This window comes from Streptomyces sp. NPDC057877 (genome assembly GCF_042796855.1).
In the GTDB taxonomy this organism is placed as follows: domain Bacteria; phylum Actinomycetota; class Actinomycetes; order Streptomycetales; family Streptomycetaceae; genus Streptomyces.
The window spans coordinates 357,100-381,429 of record NZ_JBHVMS010000003.1 but is presented as its reverse complement, the minus strand read 5'-3'; the positions used below and the strand labels follow the sequence as shown (position 1 = coordinate 381,429).

The following is a 24,330-nucleotide window of genomic DNA, read 5'->3' as shown; positions in this document are numbered from 1 at the left end:
GCGCGCGGGTCAGTCCGCCGCCGTCATGCTGAGCCGGGCGCGCGGTCAGTCCGCGTCATGGCGTCGGTGAGGATCGCGGTCCCCGGGACCGCCGTCGCCACGAACACCGCCAGCACGCGCCCACCGCCGGGCAGCCTGATCACGAACGGATGCCCGGCGTACGTCAGCTGCGCCCGCTCACTGTCCGGCGGCAGCAGGCCCCGTTCGTGCAGCGTGCCGCTGTGGTCGACCCACAGCAACTGGAGTGTCGCATGGCTCTCGTTGACGAACCGCAGCGCCGTGCGCGGCCCGTCCTCGGAGCGCAGCGTCGCCGGTTCGCCCACGGGGGTGGGCAGCACGGTCCGCATGGCCCGGGGCACCCGCGCCACCAGATACAGCACCGCGACCGCGAACCCGGCCTGGGTGAGCCCGGCGACGACGAGGAGCCCGACGTCCACACCGGTCGGCCGCTCGGAGCCGCGCAGTGCCAGCCCGGCCGCCACGCAGACCACGGCCACCACCCCACAAGTGACCACCGGCGCCGTCCGCACGGCGAAGGACCACTTCCGCGCCCGGGCCCGCGCACCCTCCTCGGCCGTCTCCCAGAACGCCTTGATGGTGTCCTCGGCCTTGGGCAGCAGCAGCGCGACGACGAACCCGGCGAAGGTGATCAGCCCCCAGACGGTGGCGAGCAGGTTGCCCATGCGCTCAGGACGGACTCACCACTCGTTGATGTGCTGGTCGCCCGCGGACTGGTAGATCCGGGCCCAGCCCGAGGCGTGCGCGTGGAAGGTCATGTGGGGTGAGTCGTCCCAGGTGTTCAGCCGCGCGGCCAGCTCCTCGATCGCCCGCGCCGCGGCGGGCTCGGCGAGCAGCAGGGTGAGGGCGTGCCCCTGCCAGGCGGAGGCGAGCGCCGCGGCGAACGCGTCACGGTCCGCGGTCGGCGCGGACAGCAGCGCCTCGCGCGCCCGGTCGAGGTCCTGGCCCACGTCGTCGGCCGCCCCGGGCCGGAACCGCCGCCACAGCGCCACCGCGCCCTCTCGTGCCTGCTGATAGCCGTCCGAGGCCATCGCGCCCACGACCGCCGTACCGAACGCCCCTGCCACCAAAGCGAGTTGCGGGTCCACGCATCCCCCTGCCGAACCGACGTACCGCACCTGAGAGCACGACCCTAGCCCGCGGCACGCCCGCCCGCCCCGGCCATCCGGAGACTGCCGGGTTCCGGCAATGACGGAGGGGGCGCGGGTCGGGGAGACTCCGGGCTTCGGGCTCCGGGCTCCGGGCTCGGGGCTTCGGGCTCCGGGCTTCGGGCTCCGGGCTCCGGGCTCCGGGCGATGAGGGAGGGGAGCGGTCATGGCGACGAGGATCAGGGTGCGGGCGGCGTACGCGCCCACGTGGACGTCCCCGGCGGCGGCCCGGCGCCGGATGCGCCGAGGGGTCGCCGTTGCCCTGGCGCTCGTCGTGTCGCCCTACGCCGCGCTGGCCGTCGGCCCGGTGCCCGGCGGAGTAGCGATCGCGCTGGTGCTGACCGCCGGTCCGGGCGGGCTGCTGCTCCTTGGCGAGCTGCACACCGAGCGCCCGCCGCGCAGCCGTTCCGGACCCCTGCTGACCGCCCGGACGACGACCGGCGAGCGCACCCTCGACCTGGACCGGATCGAGCGGGTACGGCTGCTGACCTACTTCTCCCGCAGCGGCGTCTCCGAGCGCGTCCTGCTGGTGCGCGACACCGAGGGCACCTGGCTCGGGCTCACCGGCGCGGCTTCCCGCAGGACGCTGCGCCGGGCCCTGGAGCGCCCGTCCCGACGCGGGGCGCGGCCGAGGGTGAGCAGGGCGGCGCGGGTGCACCTCGGGATGGCGCCCGGCCGACTCGCCGTCCACACGGGCACCGTCTGGCTGGCGACGGTGTTCGGCGTCTGCTGCTACGCCGGTGCCGTCCTCGCCCTGGCGGACGGCCGCCGGTGAGTCGCCGGTGGCCGCCCGCTCAAGACCCGGTCAGCCCCGGCGCCCGAAGACCTTCTTGCTGGCCCCGAGATCCAGGAACACCGTCTCCCCGGTGGCGTCGTCGAGCCCGTCGTTGTCGGTCACGGCGTAGACGGAACCGTCACCGGCCACGGTCAGCCCCTCCAGCTTCTCCTGCGTCCAGCCGTTGGTCGCGCGCAGGTCCGGCAGGACGTCGTACGCGAGCCGCTTCGGCAGCACGGGCAGGGAGCCGGACGGTGCCGCCGCCGTCGGCAGGGGGACCGTGTAGATCCGCTTGACCGCCGCCGCCGGGCCGTTCAGCTTGTCGCGCTCGATGACCGCGAGCCGGTCCCCGACCACGGTGATCTCGGAGAGGCCGATCCAGTCGCCGGGCGTGCTGGTGGTGTCGAGCCGGTAGCCGTACCAGCTCCAGGTCCCGGCCTGGACGTCGTACCGCCCGATCCGGACGACCCCCGCCGGGTCGGTCGACGCCGGGCGCTGGAGGGTCGCCCAGACGATCTCGCGGCCCTCGGTGTCGGTGGTCGCGGTGACGCCCTCGAAGCCCTGCCCGCCGAGGCCCGCGGCGACGTCCGAGGGCAGGGTCACGACCTGCCGGGTGACGCCGTCCCGGTCGAGCCGTACGAGCTGGTTGCCGGGGCCCTTCTTGCCCTCCACCGCCAGCCAGAAGCCGCCGCCGCGCGGCCGGGCGACGATGCCCTCGGCGTCGTAGCCGACGGGCTGTCCGTTCCCGTCCTTGACGGTCAGCGCCTTGGTGATGACGGCGGGCCGCCGGGTCGCGTCGACGGTGAGGATGCTGGTCGGCGAGTACGCGGCGTCGGTGACCGTATAGAGGTGGTGCGGCCTGCCGGGTACGGCGGACAGCGCGCCGAGGGCGCCCCAGCCGATGGGCGCGCCGGTGGCGTCCGGGCCCGAGACGATGCCGGGGAACTCCGGGGCGCCCTTGCCCAGCCGGAACAGGCTCACCGAGGCGCGCACGCCCGCGCCCGCGTCGTCTTCCTCGCTGGAGACGGCGAGCAGGCCGCGCGAGGGGATCGGCAGCAGGCCCTCGGGCCCGTTGGTGGCGGGCAGCACCTGGCGGAAGACCGGGCGGGTCGGCCGCGAGATGTCGTAGACGGCGACGAAGTGGGAACGCTCGGACCCGACGAAGGCGTACCGCACACCGCCGTACTCGGCGATCGCGAGCCCTTCCGGCTCGGCGCCCTTGTTCTCGGAGCGGCCCTCGTTGAGCAGCCCGTGCCGGGCGGCGAGGTGCTCGAAGCCGTTCCCCGCGTCCCAGACGACGCGGCCGGTCCGGCTGTCGAAGACGGACCAGCCACGGGTGCCGCCGCGCCAGTCGCCCTCGTTGGCGGTCGCCAGATAGCGGTCGTCGATCCAGCCGATCGCGTCCGGCTCGCGGGGTACGTCGGTGAGGGAGCCGGTGAGGTCGATCGTGCCGTCCTCCACCGTGTCGATCCCGCTCACGGACGCCGTACCGGCACCGAAGGCCTTGGTGATCCGCCCGCTGGGCAGGTCGACGAGGACGACGCCGTTGTTCTCCTGGAGGGTCACGGCGAGCTGGCCGCGGCCGTTGACGGAGACGTACTCCGGCTCGGGGTCGGTCGGCTCGGCGATCCCGGCGGCGGCGAGGCCGGGCAGCGCGCTGCCGTCGGGCTGGGTGAGCGGAACGGCCCGGGTGCGCCAACGGGCGGGCTCGGCGCCCTGCTTGATGTCAAGGATCTGCACGAACCCGGCGGGAGCCTGCGGCAGATCACCCTCTTCCCCGCCGGGCGGTGTGGCGTCCTCGTCGCGCTCGTTCTCGATCGCGACGGCCGCGTACCGCTGGTCCTTGCTGATCGCGATGGAGTCGGGCTGCCCCCCGAGGTCGAAGCTCGCCACCCGCTCCCGGCCACGCAGCGAGATGACGTCGAGACGCCCCGACTGATCGGCCTGGCTGGCGCTGGTGTTGACGACCACCAGCACGTACTGCCCCACGACGGACACCGAGGTCGGCTCGTCCTCGGCGTTCCCGAGCCGGGCCAGCGACAGGGTGCCGAGCCCGCGCGGGCGGTCCGGATCGCCGATGTCGAGGAAACCGATCCGCCGGGCCGCCGCGTCGGTGTAGACGAGGGTACGGCCGTCCTCGCTGACCGCCGATATCTCCGCGACGGTCTGCTCGGACGCGTCCGCACCGGCGGGCCGGTTCTGGAAGACGGGGTAGGTGGCGGTGCGCGCGAAGGCCGGTGCCGCCCCCCGCTGCTGGTCCGCGCCCGCGACGCCCGCGCCCGCGACGCCCGCGCCCGCTAGTGAGCCGACCGCCACGACCAGGGCGGCGAGCGCGGCGTGGGTTCTCTTCTGGGACATCGTTCCTCCGGTACCGGTCCAGTTCGGCGCGGATCGTCCCACTCCGGGACGAGCGGGGACGCGGCACGTGGGTGAACACGGAGCGAAGATCACGGGCCAAGCAAACGACGCGTTTCGCCTCCCTTAACGAAATCCCCCGGAACGAATAATTCAAAGCGACGCACCATTGCCGCTTCCGGCGGCCCGATAAATGCCTGCGAAAAACCGCACCTCATGGCTACTCTGAGGCGGCCGAACACCCGGAATTCGCATATTGCCGATAACGCCGAGGAATAGTCATGCGACGAATTGCGTCCGCCCTTTTGTCCCTGAGCGCCCTGGTGGCCGCCGCCGCGCTGGCCGCCCCCACGGCCACCGCTGCCCCGCAGCCCGTCCCCAGCGGCTGGGAGGCCGTCGACGGCGCCGAACTGGCCCGCATCGTCGAGGAGTCGGGCACCGGGCGCGCCCCGTTCGCCGCGGGCGGCGGTGCCTCCGCCACGGCCGCCGCGGAGGCCGACCTGGTGGCCATGGAGTCGGTCCGCAACGGGAAATTCGTCACCACCGAGGTGAACTACGCCGCCCCGAACACCGGCGTACTCCGCGCCCGCTCCGACGCCTACGGCGGCTCCTGGGAGGGCTTCTCCCTCGAATGGGACGACATCACCCAGACGTACTCCCTGAAGTCCCTCGCGAACGACCGCTACGTGGCCGTCGAGAAGAACTACACCGGCAGCGCCCAGAACATCCTGCGGGCCCGCTCCACCACGGTCGGCGGCTGGGAGCGCTTCAACCTCTACTACCACGAGACCCTGGGCCGCTGGGCCTTCCAGTCCACCCTGAACGGCATGTTCGTCGCCATGGAGAACAACTACACCGGCTCCCTCCAGTACGCCCTGCGTGCCCGCTCGGCGGACATCTCGGGCTCCTGGGAGGAGTTCAACCTCTACGGCCTGTGACCTTCGTCAGCTACGAGGTGCCCTGAGGGCTGGTCACCGTACCGCTTTCAGGGCACGCCCATCTCTCAGAAGTCTCAGTACTCTCAGAACAGCGCCTTGTACCCCTGCCACCCCGTGGCGATCCCGGTGCGCGCCCCGAAGGCCCCCTTGCCGTTGCCGTTGTTGCGCCACAGCCTGCCGGAGGTGTCGCGGGAGACGAGGTCCGCCTTCCCGTCGCCGGTGATGTCACCGACGCCGACGACGACGTTGTACGAGGCTCCCCAGCTACCGGCGACCTTGACCCGCGCCTTGAAGCCGCCGGTCGCCTTCCCCTCGTACCGCCACAGCTCATTCGACTTGTTCTGCGCGAGCAGGTCGCCGTACCCGTCACCGTTGAGGTCGCCGACGCCGACGATCTTCTTGTACCCGGACCACTTGGAGAAGATCCTCACCCGCGCGGAGAGCGTCCCGCTGCTGGCGGCCTTGTGGAGGTAGACGTCCCCGCTGGACGCCTGCCGGGCGATCAGGTCGGCGCGGCCGTCGCCGGTGATGTCACCGGGTGAGGTCAGCACGTCGTACTGGTTCCAGCCGGACGCCGCCAGCGTCCTGTACGGCGTCGACCTCGTCAGGGCCTTGCCGCACCCCGGCCGGTACGCCCGTAGCGCGCCGCTGCTGAGCCGTACGAGCACGTCGTTGCAGCGGTCGCCGTCGAGATCCCCGAACGGCACGGCGGTGACGGAGCTGGGCCAGCCGGACGCCGACGTCTTCTTCGAGAACTTCCCGGCGCCGTCGCCCTGCTGGAAGGTGAGGGTGCCCGACGGGGTGAGCGTGAGCAGGTCACCGATGCCGTCGGAGCCGACGTGGTCGCGTCGTACGGCGGCGCCCCCGGTCAGCCTGAGCGAGCCGGTCGCGGTCGCGGAGGTGCCCTGCCCGTCGGCCGGGGTCACGGTGAGCGTCCAGGTGTACGTCCCGTTCGGCGCGTAGGCGCCCGTCGAAGTCCGCCCGTTCCAGGACGCCTTGACGGCGTCGCGTGCCGCACCGCCGGTGAGGGTGCGCACGGTGGCGCCGGTCGCCTTGTTCCTGAGGGCCAGCTTCCAGGAGGCGGCGGGCCTGGACAGCCACCACTTGCCGTCCCAGAGGGAGGACGAGCCGACCAGGCTGAGCGCGGCTTCCGTCTTCGCCCCGAGGACGGCGAGGTCCGTGACGGGGACACCGCTCCGGACGACATGGACGTCCTGGGTGGCCGGATCGACGTACCCGACGAGCCCGGTGTACGGATCGACGTCCCAGTGCCCGGCTTCGGCGGCCAGGGTCCTGCTGACGGGGGAGCCGCTTCGGACGTCCGTGAGGGTCAGAGCGGTGGCGGTGCCGCTGCCGCGGGTGACGAGGAACCCGTCACCGAGGCGCGTGGCGGCCCCGGCGGAGGGAACGGTGACGAGGGACTTCTCGCGGGCGTCGTAGACGAAGGACCTGGTCTCGCTCCCCTGGGGCGTACGGCACGCCCCGGACCAGTACACCCAGCGCCCCACCGCCTGGATGTCCCCGTGGCCACAGGTGGTCCCCACCCGGAAGGAGGTGATCGTGGCGCCGGTACGCACCTCGGTCGCCGTCACCCCGCCGTCGCCGGACGAGGTCCACAGGGTCTCTCCCCAGAGGGCGGCGGAGCCGGTGGCGGCCGTGCCGGTGCGGCTGAGGACGACGGCCCTGGTATCGAGATCCGCGACCATGAGACCGTCACCGGAAGCCGACGGCCCGCGCCACGCCGCGTACCGCCCTTCGGCGTCCACGAGCCCGTGGTGGTCCTGAAGCCCGGAGGCGAAGGCGGCGCCGGGCAGCGACTGCCCCTGCCCCAGGACGTACACCCCTCCGTCCCAGGTCCGGTAGACCGCGCGCCCGTCCCCCGTACCCATCAGCTCGGGACAGCTGCCGTGGTCCCCGGCCATGACCCCGCACCGCACGGTGCTCCCCCGGTCGGTGCGGACGCCCGCTGCCAGGGCACCCGAGGCGACGACCGAGCGGCTGTAGAGCCGCGTGGCCCCGTCCCCCGACTCGTACGTCAGCAACTCCCCGCCGCTCAGGTCGAGGGACTCGATCCCCATGGGCACGGCGGGCAGTCCCACGATCCGCTCCATCCGGGGCAGCCCGTCGTCCCCCGCGACGACCTTCGCGATGCCGTAGTCCACGGACGACTCACCCCCGGCGAGCACCAGACCACCGTCGGGCGTGACGAGCGCCGCCGGGTCCGCCCGCTGGGCCAGCGGCACCTCCGGGGAGCCGTCGAAGGGCAACGCGGACACGCTCCACACGGAGGATCCGCCACTGCGCGCGACGACGAGCGCGTCCCCCACGACGCCCAGCACCTTCGTGGCGGCCTGGGGCAGCGGCACCTCGTGCACGGGCGTGTCGTAGGCACCCTTGGCGTACACCCGAACCCGCCCCGTGGTGTACCAACTGGCCAGGTAGTCGGGACCCACCACGGCGTCGGTGCTCGCCACGAAGGGCGGCAGCAGAGTCGCCGCCCCGGTCTCCAGGTCCACCCAGGCGTACTTCAGGACGCGCTCCGGGCCGTAGTAGCCGACGAGGATGCCGGAGGCGTCACCCCTGGTGTAGGAGGGGAAGACCGTCCCCTCCGGGAACCCGGTGACGGGCGTCTGCACCGTGCGGCCGTCCTCGCTCCGCGACAGGAACAGCCCGGTCCGCTCCCCACCCGTCGAGGTGCTGCTCAGGACGGTACGCCCATACGTCTGCAGATAGCTCTGCCCCGCCGGAACCGTCACGCTCTCCGTCGTGCCCGTCCCCATGTCCAGTAGCCGGACCGTCCCACTGCCCTGAACCGGCGGCAGGGCGACCACATCGGAACCGGTCCCGTACACCCCCTGCGTGCCCGGCCCGAGCCGCTCCCCACCCTCAACCGGCTTCCGAGTGCCGTCATAGCCCGTCCACCAGAGCCCGGACCCGCTGGTGGCGGAACGGTACTGGAGGAAGCCGGAGGCTCCCGCGCTCTGCAGGTAGGCGGTGCGCGGAGTGACCCGCATGGTGGCCGGGACGACGACCTCCTCGCCTCCGACGCTCACGGCCCGCGCGTACACGGGCGCCGCGAGGGGCATCACGGACGCGGAGACCGCCAACGCGGCGACACTGGCCAGACAGCCACGCACCAGGGCACGACGAGCCACTTGTTTCCCTCCCCCGGGAGGGCCCCCACCCTCCTGACAAGTGGGCGCAGGTTAGCAGTGGTTGGTGAACGGATGACGTTGCTGACGGGGGCTGTGTCAGCCCCCACCGGCCCGCGCTCGGATCCGCGGGGCCACCAGGGGAGGTGCCCGAAGCAACAGCCATGCGCTTTCCAGCCAGCGCCCCCAGATGCGTCTCACCCACCGCGGGTGGACCTACCTTGGCAACGTGTCCCAGAATCCGATGGCATGGATTCGACCTTCCTGGCAGCACTGATCGCTGCGGCGGTCACGGCCGGCGGATGGATTGCCAATCACGCGCTGGCCGCCCGAGCCGATCTGAGGCGGAGGCAGGCTGAGGCAAGGCTCACCCATGTGGAGAACCAGCTGGAACAGCTCTACGGACCGCTCCTGTTCCTGGTCGAGGAAGGGCGGTCGGCCTTCCACGACTTCTGCGACACCCTCGGACGCAACTATGTGTTCGCGGCGGGCAGGCCGCTCAGCCCCGAGGAACAGGACCTCTGGCTGTTCTGGGTCGACCACGAGTTCATGCCGCGCAATGAGGCGATCCAGCACCTCCTGTCCTCGAAGGCGCACCTCATCGTGGGTGACCGGATGCCGGACTCCTACCTTGCCTTCATCGACCACCACAACTCCTGGCGCGTGACCCACCTGAGGTGGAAGGAGGAGGGCGTGCCGTACTCCTGGCACTCCAAGGCCAACTGGCCGAAGTCGTTCGAGACAGAAGTGATCGCGTCCTTCGGACGACTCAAGAACCTGCAGATCCAGTTGGCGGGCCTGGTGAGGGGTGTGGAGGCCTGATCGGCGTCTCACCCGCAGACCGCGCCAGGCTCAGCTGCCCTACCCGTCATTCCCCCACCACGACAAGCAGTGCGCGCTCCTCGGCATCGACGTCGCCGACGGTCACGTGGCCTCCGGCACGGCCGCCGCCGGGCCCCCTCGTATGGGTCAGCCCACGCCCGGACACCGCGAGTTCACTCCCGCTCGATCCACTCCCCGCCCCCCAGCGGATAGTCGTAACCCGGCCGGTCCGCGTTCGCGCTGGTGCGGAACGGTGTCCCGCCGTTGTCGATGTGTACGGTGCCGCGGCGGGGGCCGCTGGACCAGGTGAGGGTGAGGTCCCAGCGGACGTCGTGTGCCGTGCTGTGGGCGGTGATGTAGAAGACCTCGGGGTCGGACTCGCTGACCTGGTACGGGAAGTCGCGTTGGCCGTTCTGGGCGGTGACCGTGGGGCTGCCGCGGTCGAGGGCGATGTCGAAGGACTTGGTCTCGACGGAGCCGCCGCAGCCGACGCCCATGGAGTAGTCGTTCCAGGCGAGGGGCGCGCCCTTGGTCAGGACCCGTACGTGCAGGGCCTCCAGGACGACCGTGTCCTCGCCGGTGCCCTGGACGGTGAGGGCGACCCGCTGCTCGCCCGAGGAGACCGCCCCGTAGGCCGCCGCCCAGCGGGGGGCGTCCTGCTCGCTGGCCGGGGGGCCGACCTGCTCGGGTTCGCTGTCGACGAGGAAGTGCTGGCTGCAGGGGTTGTCGTAGACGAAAGGGCGGGTGCCCACGGTGAGGGGGACGGCGGTGGATGTGGTGGTGTCCCTGGTGGGGTCGGGTCGGGCGCCTTGGGCGTTGTCGGTCTCTGGCTTGCTGGGTGCGGTGGGGGATGCGCTGCCTGCTGGCGGACGGCTGGCGGTCGGGCTTTCGGCATCCGTCGGGTGGGCGGTCGTCCGCTGTGCCGTCGCCGGGCGGTCCTCCCGTGAGGCGTCTGAGCTGCCGTTGCCGGACAGGGGGCCCACGGTGAGCAGTGTTGCTCCCAGTGCGGCGGCCAGCGTCACCGCGGTGGCGATCAGGGCGGTGCGGCGGCGGTCGGGGCCGCGCGGTGGTGCCGGGGCGTCCGGGGTGCCGACCACGACCGGCTCGTCCTGCGTTGGCGCGGTGTCCGGCTCCGGTCTGCGGCCCCGGGCCGCGTCCGCCAGGATCCAGCGGCGGTGCAGTTCCACCAGTTCCTCTGGCGTGGCCCGGCAGACGCGGGCGAGGCGTTCCACCGGTGCGTACTCGATCGGCACCGCGGTGCCGTTGCAGTAGCGGTGCAGTGTCGACGTACTCATGTGGAGGCGTTTGGCGAGCGCCCCGTAGCTGAGTCCCGAGCGGTCCTTCAGCTCGCGCAGCAGCCGTGCGAACGCCTCCGCCTCACCGGCCTCCGTTGCCCCTGACACCCGTTCCCCTCATCCCCCGTGTTCCAGTCGCGCATTCCAGGGCCACTGTGTTCGCGCTGGTCAGAGCGCGTTTCGGCGTTCCAGCGTCCCCAACTGGCCGTCGGGCGTGGCGGTGGGGACAGATCGCCTCACAAGCTTCCGTCATCCAATCACCACCGCCACCCGAACTCCGAAGGGGCTCAGTGCCATGTCCTATCTCCGCGCCTCCCGCGCCTCCCGTGCCTCCCGCGCCTCCCGTACCTCCCGTGCCTCCCATACCTCCCGTGCCTCCCGTACCCGTCTCGTCGCCGGTGCCGCGACCGCCGTGCTCGCCGCGCTCTCCCTGACCGCCTGCGATGACGGGACGGGCGCCCAGGACGAGGGTGCCGCCTCGCGTCCGTCCGCCTCCACCAGTTCTTCCGCCTCCACCAGTTCTTCCGCCTCCACCAGTCCCTCCGCCCCCACCAGTCCCTCCGCCCCCACCAGCCCTTCCGCCAGCGCGCCTTCCTCGAAGCCCGGCACTGACGCCCCGGACACCGGCGCCCCCACCGACAAGCCCGCCAACGACGACTCAAAGACCCCCGTCACCTGCGAAGGCTCCAACACCAAAACCGTCGCCGCCCCCCTGACCCGCCCCCTGAACCACATGCTGCTCACCGTCACCAACACCAGCGACGACACCTGCTTCCTCTACGGCTACCCGGCCGTCCGCTTCGGCGAAGCCCAGTCCGTACCCCCGGTCGTCGAGGAGTCGCAGCCGCAGGCGGTCGTCACGCTCGAGCCGGGTGCGTCGGGGTACGCGTCGGTGAGCCTGTCCGCCACCGACGGCAGCGGCTCGAACGGCCACACCGTGAAGTCCCTGGCCGTCTACTTCCGCGGCCCTTCCGGCAACGAGAGCGTCGGCACGGGCGCCCACCCGTCGCTGCCCGCGCAGGGCGCCTATGTCGACGACTCGCTCAAGGTGACGTACTGGCAGCAGTCGATGGACGACGCCGTCATGTGGTGACGCCCGCCCAGCCCCCCCCGGGGGGCCGGGTACGTCAAGCCCGACGGACGTCGGCGGGCATGGAACCGAAGTCGAAGACGCGGTACGGCGGGGCCGCCCGGCGGTACCCGTCGCCGCCGCGAGTGGCGCGGGCCCTGAACCGGGAACGCCCGTCCTGACCCGTTGCCTCACGACCGCGACCCCACGGAAGCCCGGAAACCACCGAACACTGCCGAAAGTCGTGTTGATGCGCGGGCCTTCTTCCGTATGTGCCGCTTGACCTGCGCAGATCCCATGTGCTTCCCTCAGCGCGGTCCTGAGAGCACCGCCGTGGTCGCCCGCTCTGAAGGGCACATCAAGGGCACGTCAGGGGCGCATCAAGGGCACGCCTGGTGTGCGGGCGTTTCGGGATCAAGGGCCGACAGAAATTGAGACAGGTACGACCGCGGAACTCCGCGCGCAGAACCAGGAGATCCGGAGAGAGAAGCCGGAGACCCGACCGAATAAGCGGCAGAGTCGTGGCCGCCTCCGTCGCGGCACTCGTCTTCCTCGCCTTCCTCGTCGCATTGGAATGCGCCGCCCGCCACTACGGCGTCCCCGGGCCGATCACCAACCAGGTGCGGGAGGTGGTCTTCGCCCCGAAGTCCGGCGGCCTGCTCTACGCCGCCATGGCGCTGACGATGGTGGTGCTCTCCTGGCGGGAACGCTTCATCGCGGTGGGTACGGCGATCGGTGTCGACGTCGGCTTCCTGGCGGTCCGATGGGCGCTCGACGTCGAGACAGGCGGAGGCCACCCCTTCGGCAACGGTGCCCTGTGGGTGACCCTGGGCTGTGGGGTCGTCGCCGTCACCCGCCGCAGCGGCCGGGAACGGGTGCTGCTGCTGAAGGGCGTCGGGCTCGGGCTGCTCCTGATGACGGGCCGCAAGACCGGTGACACCTGGCTGCTCCTCACCTCGAAGACCCGGCCGGGGGTGCTCGACCAGTACGTGGCGACCGCCGACCAGGCGCTGGGCAACCCGTCGTGGCTGGTCGGCCGGGTGGTGACGGCCAGCGGCGCCGTCGGCTTCAACTTCCTCGACTTCGTCTACGGCCAGCTCCCGGTGGCCGCGGTCATCGCCGCCCTCTACCAACTGCGCCACGTGGCGGCCGAGCGGCGCTTCCCGCGCCACCATCTGGTGCGTACGTTCCTGGCGATCGGCCTGCTCGGACCGGCCTTCTACATGATCTTCCCGGTGGTCGGACCGATCTTCGCCTACGGCACCGGCACCGAGCACTGGGCGGGGGTCAGCCTCTGGGCGCCGGACATGCCGCCCAGCGAGCCGTGGGCCGTGGCCACCCTGTGGCCGCAGACGCCACCGCCGATCGGTGCCCCGCGCCTCATGCCGTTCGACGAGGTCACCCCGCGGAACTGCATGCCCAGCCTGCACACGGCGTGGGCGATGGCGATCTTCATCCACACCCGTAAGGGGCCACGGCTGCTGCGCCATGCAGGAACGTTTTGGCTGATCGCCACCCTCTGCGCGACGCTCGGCTTCGGCTACCACTACGGCGCCGACCTCATCGCCGGAGTGGTCTTCACGCTCACCATCGAGGCGGCCCTGCGCTCGTACGACCGGGGCTGGGACCGGGCGGGCCTTCGGCTGGTCGCCTACGGGGCGGCGGTCTTCACCGCGTTCCTGGTGTCGTACCGCTGGCTGCCCGTGTGGATGGCCGAACACCCGTGGGTCTCCGGGCCGCTGCTCGTCCTCGCGATGGGCTCGGTGATCTACGGCTATGTACGGACCACCGCCGTGTGGTCACGGACCACCGCGGGCGGGGTGGACGCGGCGCGGAGCGTGTTCACCCTGTCCCGGTGAGCGAGCCGCCTTAGCCGGTGAGGCCGTCCCAGCCGGTGGGCGAGCCGTCCCTGGAGGCCGCCGCCCTCGTCACCCGCGACCGCGAACAGGGCACCGAGCTGGCCCGTTCGCTGCTCCCCTATCTCGACTATCTCGAGCGAGCGCGTAAGGGCTCGTACGGAGCGGTTCGTATGCCCGGGCAGGCACCCGATCGGCGCCTTCCAGCCCCCGATAGCATCGGCCCGCCGGGAATGTGCAGCGTCGCTCGTGGGACCGACCACCCGGGCCAGGACGGACGACAGGAAGGGCGGAGCGGACTATGACGATGCCTCCGGGAGACGAGCAGGGTTCCTCAGCACACCTGCGCGATCTCGAATCGATGCTGGACGCGATCAGCGATCACGCCGTGATCAGGCTGGGGCCGAGCGGCGAGGTGGTCCGCTGGACCCGCGCCGCCGAGGCGATGACGGGCTACGCCGAGGACGAGGTCGCGGGGCAGCCACTGTCGTCGCTGCGCACCGAGGAGGACCGCGACGCCGGACTCCTGGAGCAGGAACTGGCGGCGGTACGGGAGCACGGCCGCCGGGAGTTCCAGGGCTGGCGGGTCCGCAAGGACGGGGAGCGGTTCCTGGCGCACGTCAGCCTGACACCGGTCACGGACGAGGACGGCGCCGTGACCGGCTTCGTCGAGGTGCTGCGGGACGCCACCGAGAGCGCCCGCGCCGAGTCGCTGTTCCACGGACTGCTGGAGTCGGCCCCGGACGCCATGGTGATCGTGGGCGAGGACGGCCGGATCGTGCTGGTCAACCGGCAGGCCGAGGCGCTGTTCGGTTTCGAGCGCGCCGAACTGGTGGGCCGGGAGATCGAGGTGCTGGTGCCCCCGCGCTACCGGGACCGGCACGTCGGCCACCGCAACGGCTTCCTGAACGCCCCGCAGGTGCGCCCGATGGGCGTGGGCCTGCAACTGTCCGGGGTGCGCCGCAACGGCACCGAGTTCCCGGTCGAGATCAGCCTGAGCCCGCTCCAGACGGCCGAGGGGCTGCTGGTGGCGGCGGCGATCCGGGACGTCACCGAGCGCCGGGAGACCGAACTGCGGCTGCAGCGGCAGCGGGACGAGATCCTGGAGCTGTCGACGCCGGTGATCCAGGTCTGGGACAAGGTGCTGGCCCTGCCCATCATCGGCACGCTGGACACGCTGCGCGCCACCCGGCTCACCGAGGGCCTGCTGGAGAAGATCGCCCAGACGCAGGCCGAGGTCGCCATCCTGGACATCAGCGGCGTGCCCACCATAGACACCCAGGTCGCCCAGCACCTGCTGAAGACGGTGCAGGCGGCGGCCCTGATGGGGACCGTGAGCATCATGAGCGGGGTGCGGCCCGAGACCGCGCAGTCCATGGTCCACCTCGGCATCGACATGGGACGCCTGCGCTCCCGCAACACCCTCCAGGACGCCCTGCAGCTCGCGCTCGCCGTGCTGGCCGAGCGGGCCGGGACCGCCGAGACGGCCGCCCGTGCGCTGACCTCGGGAGGCCGTGGTGCATGAGGAGGACGTCGTACCGGTCATGCGGATCGGCGACACCCTGCTGGTCGCGCTGCAGGGCGACCTGGACGACACCACGGTGGTCCAGATCGAGGAGCAGCTCACCCGCGAGGTCGCCCGCACCGGCGCGTCCGGGATGCTCATCGACGTCAGCAGGCTGAGCCTGGTGGACTCGTTCATCGCCCGGGTGCTGGCCAGGATCGTGGCGATGGTCCGGCTGCTGGGCGCCCAGGCGGCGATCGTGGGCATCCAGCCCGCGGTGGCCATCACCCTGGTGGAACTGGGGGTGCCGATGGGGCACCTGGACACCGCGCTCAACGCCGAACAGGGGCTGGCCCTGCTCGAGCGGCTGCGCCGTGCCGACACCGGTGCGGACCGGGACCGCCCGTGACCGCCGACGCCATGACGGAACGGGTGCCGGAGGTCTTCGCGATCGCCCACGAGGCCGACCTGATCCGGGTCCGCAAGGTGCTGCGCGCCGAGGCACAGACGGCGGGGCTCAACCTGGTCGACGCCACCAAGCTGATCACCGCGGGCAGCGAGCTGGCCCGCAACATCCTCAACTACGCCACCGGCGGCCGGGGCCGGGTCAGTGTCGAGCAGGTGTACCAGCAGGGCCGCCGTGGCGTGCGGGTCACGTTCGCCGACGACGGGCCGGGCATCGCCGACCTCGAGGCCGCGATGACCGACGGCTTCAGCACCAGGGGCAGCATGGGCCTGGGGCTGCCGGGGTCGCGGCGGCTGGTGGACGACCTAACCGTCGCCTCCGCGGCTGGGTCGGGAACCACCGTGGTGATCGTGAAGTGGCAGCGGTGACGACGACGGGGACGCGGTCTTGAGCGAGAGCGAGCACCGGCTCCATCCGATCGGAGCCGAGGAGGACGTCGGCGCCCTGCGCCGGGCGGTGGCCCGGATGGCCACCGGACGGCCGGGCCTGCGCGCGGGCGTGGCGGAACTGGTGGCCACGGAACTGGGCACCAACCTGGTACGGCACGCGCTGCCCGGGGGCTGGGTGCTGGCCCGCACCACCGCCGACGGGATCGAGCTGATCTCGGTCGACGGCGGACCGGGGATGCCGTGGACGCCCTCGGGCGCGGTGCCGGGGGCGCCCTCGCCCGCCGTGCCCGGGACGCCGGGGCCGCCGTCGCCCGCCGTGCCCGGGACGCCGGGGCCGCCGTCGCCCGCCGTGCCCGGGACGTCGTGGCCGCCCTCGCCCGCCGTGCCGTCTCCCTCCTCGCCGCCCCCGTACCGCGGAGGCGGTCTGAACGCGGGGCTGGGGGTCGTACGGGCGCACTCCGCCGAGTTCGACTGCTACTCCACCCGGCGCGGCACGGTCGTATACGCGCGTCTGGGCGCCCCGGCCGAGGGCGCGTGGCGGTTCGGCGGGGTCAACGTCCCCCTCGGCGGGGACGGCGAGTCCGGGGACGCCTGGGCCGTCACCCCGGGCCGACGGCTGGCCGCGCTGGTCGTGGACGGCCTCGGGCACGGACCCGCGGCGTCCCTGGCGTCCCGCGCCGCCGTCGCCGCGTTCGACGACGGCCCGGTCACCGATCCCGGCCACCTCGTCCCGCGCGCCCACGAGGCGATGCGGGGCACGCGGGGCGGTGTGCTGGGCGCGTGCCTGATCGACCCGGACGGCGGCACGTTCACGTACGCGGCGGTCGGCAACGTCACCGGACGGGTCCTCACCGGCGGCCGTACGACCCACCTGCTGGACCGCCCCGGCACCCTCGGCACCCACCTCCCCGTGCCCAGCGTCCGGCTCCAGCAGGGCGCCTGGGAACCCGGTTCGACGCTCGTCCTGACCTCCGACGGGATCCGGTCCGGCTGGAGCCTGGACGGCCACCCGCGGCTGCTGGAACACCACCCGGCGATCGTCGCCGCGGTCGTCCACCGGGAGTACGCGCGGCCCACCGACGACGCCACGGTGCTCGTGGTCCGGGCGGGCGGCAGCGTGCCATGATGAGGGCGGGCAGGGGCGGGCATATGACAGATGACGAGGGGCGGTCGACCATGGGGGAGCCGCACGAACGCCGTCCTGAGGACCCGGAGGACCCCACCGAACTGGTCGCCGAGCTGCGCCAGGAACTGGAGGACACCAACCGCGGCCTGATCGCCCTGCACACCGAGCTGGAGGCCGCCCAGCGCGCGGCGGCCCGGCTGGCGGCGATCGTGACCTCGTCGGACGACGCCATCCTGTCCGTCGACCCGGCGCCCGCGCACCGCGTCCAGACCTGGAACCCCGGCGCGGTGCGCCTGTTCGGGCACGAGGAACCGGAGATCGTGGGAAAGCCCGTCGACACGCTCCTGTCGGACGCGGCCCTCGACGCCTTCCGCGCGGCGCTGGCGGAGATCCGCGCCCATGGGCACGCCGAGCCGCACCAGACCCGGTGGCGCCGGGTGGACGGCTCCGTGGTCGACGTGGCCGTCACCGTCTCGGCGATGCGCGACGCCGACGGCACGCTGATCGGCTTCTCCACGGTGGCGCGGGACATCACCCAGCAACTCGCCGCCCAGGCCGAACTGGCCGCCGCGCGCACCGAGCGGGAGGTCCAGGGGGACCGGGACCGTATCGCCCGTGACATGCACGACCTGGTCATCCAGCGGCTGTTCGCCGGTGCGCTGACGCTGCAGTCCACGCTGGGCCGCGTCGGCGACCGGCCGCGGGTGGCCGAGCGGGTCCAGCGGGTGGTGGACGACCTGGACGACACCATCAGGGTCATCCGCTCCACCATCTACGCCCTGCGCGAGCCACGGCAGGACGAGCGGGGCGGCGGCGGCCTGCGCTCCCGGCTGGTGGTGGCCACCGACCGCGCCGCCGAGATCCTCAGCTTCACGCCCGCGCTGCGGATGACGGGGCTGCTGGACACGGAGGTGCCCGCCGCGCACGCGGAGCACCTGCTGGCCGTCCTCGGCGAGGCGCTGTCCAACGCGGCCAAGCACGCGGGGGCCACCGCCGTGGACGTATCGGTGGAGGTCACCACCACGGTGTCCGCCAACGGGTCCGACAAGGTGCTGCGGCTGCGCGTCAGCGACAACGGCCGTGGCATCGACCCCGCCGTCACCCGCCGCAGCGGTCTGGCCAACCTCCGCTCGCGCGCGGAGGAGTTGGGCGGCACGTTCGTCCTGACCTCTAACCATCCCGCGGGCGCGGTCCTGGACTGGAGTATTCCGCTCCCGCGCGAGGGCGGCTGACCACCGTTCCCGGGGGGATCGTGGGGCAGGAGAGCGGCGGAGAGGACCACTACCCGCGTGTCGCGGATCCCGATTGCGCGGTGAGCAGATGACGACCGCTGCCCCGCGCCTACTGGTGGTCCTTTCCGCCACCTCCATGAAACACGCGGGCCCGCACCGACGGTGAGGGCCGGACGGGCCACGCACGACCCCGTCCGGCCCCTGTCGCGCCTCAGGCGCCCGGCATCAGCACCGTGTCGATGATGTAGACGTTGGCGTTGGCGGTCTTCACGTGGCCGCAGACGACCTCGGCGGAGTCGTTGACGCGGTAGGACTCACCGGACCCGGAGGTGGTCAGCTTCGACTTCTCCAGCGTCGCGAACGACCCGTCCGCCAGATCCGCGGGCGCCAGCTTCTGGCCCACCACGTGGTACGTGAGGATCTTGGTCAGCTGCTCCTTGTCGTTGAGCACGGCGTCCAGGTCGGCCTTCGGGATCTTGGCGAAGGCGTCGTTCGTCGGCGCGAACACGGTGATGTCCTGGGCGCTGTTGAGCGTGTCCACGAGCCCGGCCTTCTGTACCGCCGTCACCAGCGTGGACAGCGCCGGGTTGTTGGACGCGGCGGTGGCCACCGGGTCCTTGGCCATGCCGTCGAACGAACCGGCGCCGTCCTCCGGCACCGCGGAACAGGCGGTTCCGAAGGGCTGATCGCCGGAGGTGCCGGAGCCGACCGCGCTGTCGTCACCCGCCGTGCCCTCCGCACCGGCCGGGGAGGACGCGGACGCCTTCGACGAGTCGTCGGACCCCGCGGAGTCACCGCCGTTGTCGGAACAGGCGCTCAGGGCGAGCGGCAGGACGGCGGCGGCGGCCAGCGTGACGGCGGTGCGGCGGATACGGGTGTTCATCGTGGTTCTCCTGGGGTGAGGGCAGCCGGAGCTGCCGTGATGTGAACTGCTGACATGTGGAAAGGGGCAGTTGGTACGGGGGTCAGTCGACGGTCACGACCACGGAGTGCCATCCGCTGGCGCCGTCGGGGACGGTCCGGGCGCGTTCCTCGGTCTGCACCCGGCCGGTGCGGTCGGTGGCGCGCACGGTCAGGGTGTGGCCGCCCTTGGTGGCCTCCCAGGGGAGGGACCACTGGCGCCAGGTGTCACGGCTGTCCTCCGCCGCGAGATCGGCGGTCCGCCAGGGGCCGTCGTCCACGCGGACCTCGACCTTGTCGATGCCGCGGTGCTGGGCCCAGGCGACCCCGGCGACCATGACGGTCCCGGCCCCGGGGCGCGCGAACGGCTTGGGCGTGTCGATGCGCGACTGGGTCTTCACCGGTGCGCGCCGCGCCCAGCCGCGTTCCACCCAGTAGGGGTCGTAGGAGTCGAACGTGGTCAGCTCGATCTCCTCGATCCACTTGCAGGCGGAGACGAACCCGTAGAGACCGGGCACGATCATGCGGACGGGGAAGCCGTGCTCGAAGGGCAGCGGCTCGCCGTTCATGCCGAAGGCGAGGAGCGCGTCGCGGCCGTCCATGACGTCCTCGACGGGGCTGCCGAGGGTCATCCCGTCGACCGAGCGCGCCACCAGCTGGTCGGCGGGGCCGCCCCTCGACGGCGGTACGACCCCGCACTCGTCCAGCAGCTCGGCCAGCCGTACGCCGATCCAGCGGGCGGTGCCCACGTAAGGGCCGCCGACCTCGTTGGACACGCAGGTCAGCGTGATGTCCCGCTCGACCGGTGCGCGCCGGACCAGGTCGTCGAAGGTGAGCGTCAGCGGGCGCCGGACGCCCTGGCCGTGGATGCGCAACCGCCAGGAGGCGGCGTCGATCTTCGGTACGACCAGGGCGGTGTCGACCCGGTAGAAGGACGTGTTGGGGGTGAAGAAGGGGCTGACGCCCGGCACCCGCGCCTGCGCGCCCCTGGGCACGGGCGGGGCGGACGAGGCAGGCGCCGGGAGGGCGAGCCGGTTGCGGGAGGCGACCGCGTCCCGCCCGCGCGAGCCGTTCAGGAACCGGGCCAGCACGCCCGCCCCGACGGACGCCGCCACGACGCCGGACGCCACGATCACGAAGCCGCGCCGGTCCCACCCGTCGACGGCCTCCGCAGGCGCGGCCGTGCCGGACGCCGGACGGCCCGCGAGGACGTACAGCAGGACGGCACCGACGAGGGCGCCCGCCTGGGAGGGCAGGGCGTCAAGGAGGCCGTCCGAGTCGGGGCGGCCGAGGGCCGCGGTCGCCCCGATCACACCGAAGGCCAGAACCCCGGCGGCGCCGGTGCGCCGGAATCGCAGGGCGACGATTCCCAGGACGATCGCGAAAAGGGCCAGGACGACCAGAATTCCGGCCTGGAGGAGGAGTTTGTCATTGGTGCCGAAATTGCGGATCGCCCAGTCCTTCACCGGGGCGGGGGTGCGGTCGATCGCCGCGCCCCCCACCGCGATGACGGGTCCCGCCTGCGGTCGTACGGCCGTCGCCACCAGCTCGGACGCGGCGAGCGCGGCGAGCGCCGCGACGAGCCCGCTGACCGCACCGGCCACCAGCCGGGCCGGGTCGCGGAATGCGCGCGCTTCGTTCTTGTCGTCGGTCACGTGGGGAATCCGGCCCCGGGCGGCTGGCGGATTGGTCGGACGCCGGATCGGATGAAATCTTTTCCGGGACCAATCCGCGGCGCGCTCGGCTACGGATTCTTTCGGCTGCGGATTCTCTTGGCTGCGGGTTCTCTTGGCTACGGATGGCCGACGGGCCGTCCGGTCCGGTCAGGTCGGCAGGGGCATCCGCGCCAGCGGTGCGGAGGTGGGCCGCGCGGAGCCGCCAGCCGGTTCGACGGTGATCCCCATGCCCGCGGCCCCGTCGACGGCGCCGCGCATCAGGACGGCCTGGTCGGTCCGGCCCGGGTCGAGCAGACCGGCGGAGCGCATGGTGCCGCCGTCGTCGAACCACAGCTGGTACACCTGGCCGCGGGGCGGCCGGTCCATCCCGGAGACGACGAAGACGGCCCGGTCCCGGTCCCGGGAGACGACGACCGTGCCGGTGGAGCCGTCGCCCAGCGTCGCGGCGCGCGTCCTGGCGTCCGGCGCGGCCAGCACCGCGGCGATCGCGTCCGTGGCGCGCTCGGCCTGCCGGGCCGCGCGGGAGGCGTCCTCGGCCCGCTGGTACTGCCACACCGCGGTCGTCCCGCCGAGTGCGGCGGCCCCCGCGAGGCAGGCGGCCAGCGCCCACCGGGACAGCGCACGGCCGCGCGGCCGGTACCGGACCCCGTGGACCGGCTCCGGCCCGCCCGGCGACTGCTGCCGGACGGTGGTGATCCGGCGCAGCACCCGTTCGCGCATGGCGGCCGGTGGCGACACGGTGGCGGCGAGCCCCAGCCGGGCCGTGGTGGCGGACAGTTCCGTGGTCTCCCGCGCGCACGGCTCGCAGGACGCGAGGTGCCGCTCGAAGGCGTCGCTCTCGTCGTCGGGCAGTGCGTGCAGGACGTAGGCACCCGTCAGGTGGTGCGGGTCGGTGGTGGTCACGCGGTCACCCCCAGGCAGTCGCGCAGCCGGATGAGGCCGTCCCGCAGGCGGGTCTTCACGGTGCCCAGGGGCAGGGTCAGCGCCTCCGCCACCTGGCGGTAGGTGAGCCCGCGGTAGTAGGCGAGGGTGACGGCCTGCCGCTGCACCTCGGTCAGGGTGCGCAGACAGCGCCGTACCTGTTCCCGTTCCAGCCGGGCCTCCACCTGCTCCGTCACCTCGTCGAACTCGGGCGTACGGTCCAGCAGGGCGGCCTTGTGGTCACGGGCCGCCGCGGCCTCCACCGACCGCACCCGGTCCACCGCGCGACGGTGCGCCAGCGTCAGCACCCAGTTGATGGCCGTCCCGCGGTCCGCCCGGTAGCGGGGAGCGGTGCGCCACAGCTCCACCAGCACCTCCTGGGCGACCTCCTCCGACTGCGCCCGGTCCCGCAGCACGGCCCGCGCCACCCCCAGGACGGGCCCGGCCACGAGGTCGTAGACGGCGGCGAACGCCTCCTCGTCGCCCAGTGCCACGCGCCCGACCAGTTCTTCGAGGTCCGGCTCCGACGAGGGGTTTCTGCCGATGTGCACGGCTTGTTTCACAGGGCGGCCTCCGCGGTCGTATCTGCTCCGGAGGTAATCCGAGCCAGCGGCGGGCGCGGATTGGTCCGCGCGGCACCGGACTCGCGGGCCGTCACCGAGGCGCCGAGCGCCTCCGGAGCGGCGGAGCCTACCGGGCCGGTGCGGGCCCGCGGTCGAGGCCTGGGCCGGGTCCCGCGCCGGGACATCGATCGAGAAGCCCCGTTGCCGCGTCTGTCTGCGCGGCGTGGCGGGGGGTAGCTTGGTGGGAAGGCCCCTGAAGGAGGGTGGTCCGATGCCGTGGTTCGTATGGCTGCTCGCCGCCGCGGCGCTGGGTGCCGCGGAGTTCTTCACCCTGACCCTGGTCTTCGGGCTGCTGGCGGGCGCCGCGCTGGTGGCCGCCGTGGTCGCCGGCGTCGGCGTCGGCCTCCTGGGGCAGCTGGTGGCGCTCGGGCTGGCGGCAGTGGCGGGGATCGTCATCCTCCGTCCCGTCGCCCTGCGCCAGATGGAACAGCAACCCCTCGTGCGCGACGGCAGCGACGCGCTGATCGGCAAGCGGGCCGAGGTCATGCAGGAGGTCACCGCCACCCGCGGCCTGATCAGACTCTCCGGCGAGGAGTGGTCGGCCCGCGCCCTCGACGAGACCCTGGTGATCCCGGTGGGCGCGCTGGTGGACGTCATGGAGATCGAGGGCGCGACGGCCATCGTCTACCCCCGAGAACTCCTTCCGTGAACGGCTGAACGCAGAGCAACGGAGGCGCTGTGGACCCGGTTGTCATCCTCATTCTCGTCGCGGCCCTGGTGGTCGTCTTCGTCGTCGCCTCCACCGTGCGGATCGTGCCGCAGGCGCGCCGCTACAACATCGAGCGCTTCGGCCGCTACCGCCGGACCCTGCAGCCCGGCCTGAACCTGGTCCTGCCGGTCGCCGACCGCATCAACACCAAGCTCGACGTGCGCGAGCAGGTCTATTCGTCCGACCCCAGGCCGGTGATCACCGAGGACAACCTGGTGGTGAACATCGACACGGTGCTCTACTACCAGATCACCGACCCGCGGGCGGCGGCCTACGAGGTCGCCGACTACCTCCAGGCGATCGACCAGCTCACCGTGACCACGCTCCGCAACGTCATCGGCAGCATGGACCTGGAGGAGACCCTCACCTCCCGCGAGGAAATCAACTCCCGCCTGCGCGCCGTCCTCGACGACGCCACCGGCAAGTGGGGCATCCGCGTCAACCGCGTCGAGATCAAGGCCATCGACCCACCGCACACCATCAAGGAGGCGATGGAGAAGCAGATGCGGGCCGAGCGGGACAAGCGCGCGGCCATCCTGCACGCCGAGGGCGAGCGCCAGGCCAAGATCCTCACCGCGGAGGGCACCAAGCAGAAGGACATCCTGGAGGCCCAGGGCACCCAACAGGCCATGATCCTGCGGGCGGACGGCGAGGCCAAGGCGGTGGAGCTGGTCTTCCAGGCCGTCCACCGCAACAACGCCGACGCGAAGATCCTCGCCTACAAGTACCTGGAGACGCTCCCCCACCTCGCGGGCAGCGACAACAACACCTTCTGGGTGATCCCGGGCGAGCTGACCGAGGCGATCCGCACGGTCACCAGCGCCTTCGGCGACCAGTCGACGGCAGCCGGGCCCACACCCCCGCAAGAGACGACCACCACCACCCCGGACCAGTCCCGGACCCCCCAACTCGGCACGGCCCCCCTCCCCTCCCTCGACGCCGCCACCGCCACCAACGAGGCGGAGAAACAGGCCGCCGCCGCGGTCAGCGACGCCAAGGCGGAGGCGGAGGCGGCGAAGTCACCGCAGGTGCCGCACCGGAGTCGGACGTCCGATCACTGAGCGTCCCCCGGGGCCTGGTCCTGGTCGGTCTCGCGGCTCAGGACGCGGCGGGCCGCCTCGGCCTCCGCTGCCGGGGGAGACAGTTCGTCGAGGGTGTCGAGTTCGTCGTCCGCTTCCAGTTCCCGCTCCCAGGCCGCCGCGAGGCGCTCCTGCTGCTGGCGTGGCTTGGCGCCGATGGCCTCGCGCTGTTCCGGGGCCAGGGAGGCGAGGAAGCGGTTGACCGGGTCCGTGGGCATACGGTGCTCCATTTCGGGAGAAGGGGCGCCCCCCTGTGCAGCATGGCTGAACGCCGACC

General features: G+C 72.5%; 22 protein-coding genes. 12 read left to right on the top strand and 10 right to left on the bottom strand.

The features are described from left to right. Positions 1-23 precede the first annotated feature (23 nt). Positions 24-683 (bottom strand): hypothetical protein, encoded by a 660-nt coding sequence (locus ACFVQG_RS09580; RefSeq protein WP_383378725.1) that lies wholly within the window; start codon positions 681-683, stop codon positions 24-26. A gap of 15 nt (positions 684-698) precedes the next feature. Then, the gene (locus tag ACFVQG_RS09575) at positions 699-1,106 is read right to left on the bottom strand and encodes a hypothetical protein (RefSeq protein WP_383378723.1); all 408 of its coding nucleotides are present in this window, start codon (positions 1,104-1,106) and stop codon (positions 699-701) included. Positions 1,107-1,332: 226 nt separating this feature from the next. Between ACFVQG_RS09575 and ACFVQG_RS09570 the strand changes: the two genes are divergently transcribed. Then, positions 1,333-1,941, top strand: coding sequence for a hypothetical protein (locus tag ACFVQG_RS09570; protein ID WP_383378721.1), 609 nt, complete (start codon positions 1,333-1,335; stop codon positions 1,939-1,941). A gap of 30 nt (positions 1,942-1,971) precedes the next feature. Here the strand turns inward: ACFVQG_RS09570 and ACFVQG_RS09565 are convergent, their stop codons facing one another. After that, positions 1,972-4,299: an esterase-like activity of phytase family protein gene (locus ACFVQG_RS09565; RefSeq protein ID WP_383378719.1), complete on the bottom strand. Its 2,328-nt coding sequence runs from the start codon at positions 4,297-4,299 to the stop codon at positions 1,972-1,974. 278 nt (positions 4,300-4,577) lie between these two features. On the opposite strand from ACFVQG_RS09565, the gene ACFVQG_RS09560 reads away from it, so the two are divergent. Continuing rightward, entirely contained in the window at positions 4,578-5,234 is a 657-nt protein-coding gene (locus tag ACFVQG_RS09560; protein WP_383378717.1) for a hypothetical protein, read from the top strand. An 83-nt stretch (positions 5,235-5,317) separates the two neighbouring features. On the opposite strand, the gene ACFVQG_RS09555 is transcribed toward ACFVQG_RS09560, so the two are convergent. Beyond that, entirely contained in the window at positions 5,318-8,389 is a 3,072-nt protein-coding gene (locus ACFVQG_RS09555; RefSeq protein ID WP_383378715.1) for an FG-GAP-like repeat-containing protein, read from the bottom strand. 246 nt (positions 8,390-8,635) lie between these two features. Between ACFVQG_RS09555 and ACFVQG_RS09550 the strand changes: the two genes are divergently transcribed. Then, positions 8,636-9,208, top strand: coding sequence for a hypothetical protein (locus ACFVQG_RS09550; RefSeq protein ID WP_383378713.1), 573 nt, complete (start codon positions 8,636-8,638; stop codon positions 9,206-9,208). 173 nt (positions 9,209-9,381) lie between these two features. Here the strand turns inward: ACFVQG_RS09550 and ACFVQG_RS09545 are convergent, their stop codons facing one another. Then, on the bottom strand, positions 9,382-10,611 hold the full coding sequence (locus ACFVQG_RS09545; protein WP_383378711.1) for a helix-turn-helix domain-containing protein: 1,230 nt from the start codon (positions 10,609-10,611) through the stop codon (positions 9,382-9,384). A gap of 187 nt (positions 10,612-10,798) precedes the next feature. On the opposite strand from ACFVQG_RS09545, the gene ACFVQG_RS09540 reads away from it, so the two are divergent. From ACFVQG_RS09540 to ACFVQG_RS09510, 7 genes are all read left to right on the top strand, one after another. Next, positions 10,799-11,596: a DUF4232 domain-containing protein gene (locus tag ACFVQG_RS09540; RefSeq protein WP_383378710.1), complete on the top strand. Its 798-nt coding sequence runs from the start codon at positions 10,799-10,801 to the stop codon at positions 11,594-11,596. A gap of 497 nt (positions 11,597-12,093) precedes the next feature. Beyond that, on the top strand, positions 12,094-13,431 hold the full coding sequence (locus ACFVQG_RS09535) for a phosphatase PAP2 family protein (protein WP_383378707.1): 1,338 nt from the start codon (positions 12,094-12,096) through the stop codon (positions 13,429-13,431). A 298-nt stretch (positions 13,432-13,729) separates the two neighbouring features. Continuing rightward, positions 13,730-14,953: a PAS domain S-box protein gene (locus ACFVQG_RS09530; protein ID WP_383378705.1), complete on the top strand. Its 1,224-nt coding sequence runs from the start codon at positions 13,730-13,732 to the stop codon at positions 14,951-14,953. Between the two features lie 19 nt (positions 14,954-14,972). Continuing rightward, a complete protein-coding gene (locus ACFVQG_RS09525; RefSeq protein WP_383379743.1) occupies positions 14,973-15,341 on the top strand; it encodes an STAS domain-containing protein in 369 nt (122 codons plus the stop codon). Between the two features lie 11 nt (positions 15,342-15,352). Next, on the top strand, positions 15,353-15,766 hold the full coding sequence (locus ACFVQG_RS09520; protein ID WP_383379740.1) for an anti-sigma regulatory factor: 414 nt from the start codon (positions 15,353-15,355) through the stop codon (positions 15,764-15,766). A 19-nt stretch (positions 15,767-15,785) separates the two neighbouring features. Further along, complete coding sequence (locus ACFVQG_RS09515) at positions 15,786-16,913, top strand: SpoIIE family protein phosphatase (protein WP_383378703.1); 1,128 nt, start codon at positions 15,786-15,788, stop codon at positions 16,911-16,913. Between the two features lie 23 nt (positions 16,914-16,936). Then, a complete protein-coding gene (locus tag ACFVQG_RS09510; RefSeq protein WP_383378701.1) occupies positions 16,937-18,145 on the top strand; it encodes a PAS domain S-box protein in 1,209 nt (402 codons plus the stop codon). Positions 18,146-18,356: 211 nt separating this feature from the next. Here the strand turns inward: ACFVQG_RS09510 and ACFVQG_RS09505 are convergent, their stop codons facing one another. From ACFVQG_RS09505 to ACFVQG_RS09490, 4 genes are all read right to left on the bottom strand, one after another. Continuing rightward, on the bottom strand, positions 18,357-19,028 hold the full coding sequence (locus ACFVQG_RS09505) for a fasciclin domain-containing protein (RefSeq protein ID WP_383378699.1): 672 nt from the start codon (positions 19,026-19,028) through the stop codon (positions 18,357-18,359). An 82-nt stretch (positions 19,029-19,110) separates the two neighbouring features. After that, entirely contained in the window at positions 19,111-20,700 is a 1,590-nt protein-coding gene (locus tag ACFVQG_RS09500) for a sulfite oxidase (protein WP_383378697.1), read from the bottom strand. Positions 20,701-20,868: 168 nt separating this feature from the next. Continuing rightward, positions 20,869-21,624 carry an anti-sigma factor domain-containing protein gene (locus ACFVQG_RS09495; protein WP_383378694.1) on the bottom strand — a complete coding sequence of 252 codons (756 nt, stop codon included), beginning with the start codon at positions 21,622-21,624 and terminating at the stop codon, positions 20,869-20,871. Further along, positions 21,621-22,205 carry a sigma-70 family RNA polymerase sigma factor gene (locus ACFVQG_RS09490; RefSeq protein ID WP_383378692.1) on the bottom strand — a complete coding sequence of 195 codons (585 nt, stop codon included), beginning with the start codon at positions 22,203-22,205 and terminating at the stop codon, positions 21,621-21,623. Before ACFVQG_RS09490 ends, ACFVQG_RS09495 begins: the two co-directional genes overlap by 4 nt. A gap of 271 nt (positions 22,206-22,476) precedes the next feature. Between ACFVQG_RS09490 and ACFVQG_RS09485 the strand changes: the two genes are divergently transcribed. Further along, a complete protein-coding gene (locus tag ACFVQG_RS09485) occupies positions 22,477-22,914 on the top strand; it encodes an NfeD family protein (protein WP_383378690.1) in 438 nt (145 codons plus the stop codon). Positions 22,915-22,943: 29 nt separating this feature from the next. Further along, positions 22,944-24,035, top strand: a complete 1,092-nt coding sequence (locus ACFVQG_RS09480; RefSeq protein ID WP_383378688.1) for an SPFH domain-containing protein — start codon at positions 22,944-22,946, stop codon at positions 24,033-24,035. Here ACFVQG_RS09480 and ACFVQG_RS09475 read toward each other — a convergent pair. Further along, on the bottom strand, positions 24,029-24,271 hold the full coding sequence (locus ACFVQG_RS09475) for a hypothetical protein (protein ID WP_383378686.1): 243 nt from the start codon (positions 24,269-24,271) through the stop codon (positions 24,029-24,031). The two genes, ACFVQG_RS09480 and ACFVQG_RS09475, sit on opposite strands and share 7 nt — an antisense overlap. Between the last annotated feature and the right edge of the window lie 59 nt (positions 24,272-24,330).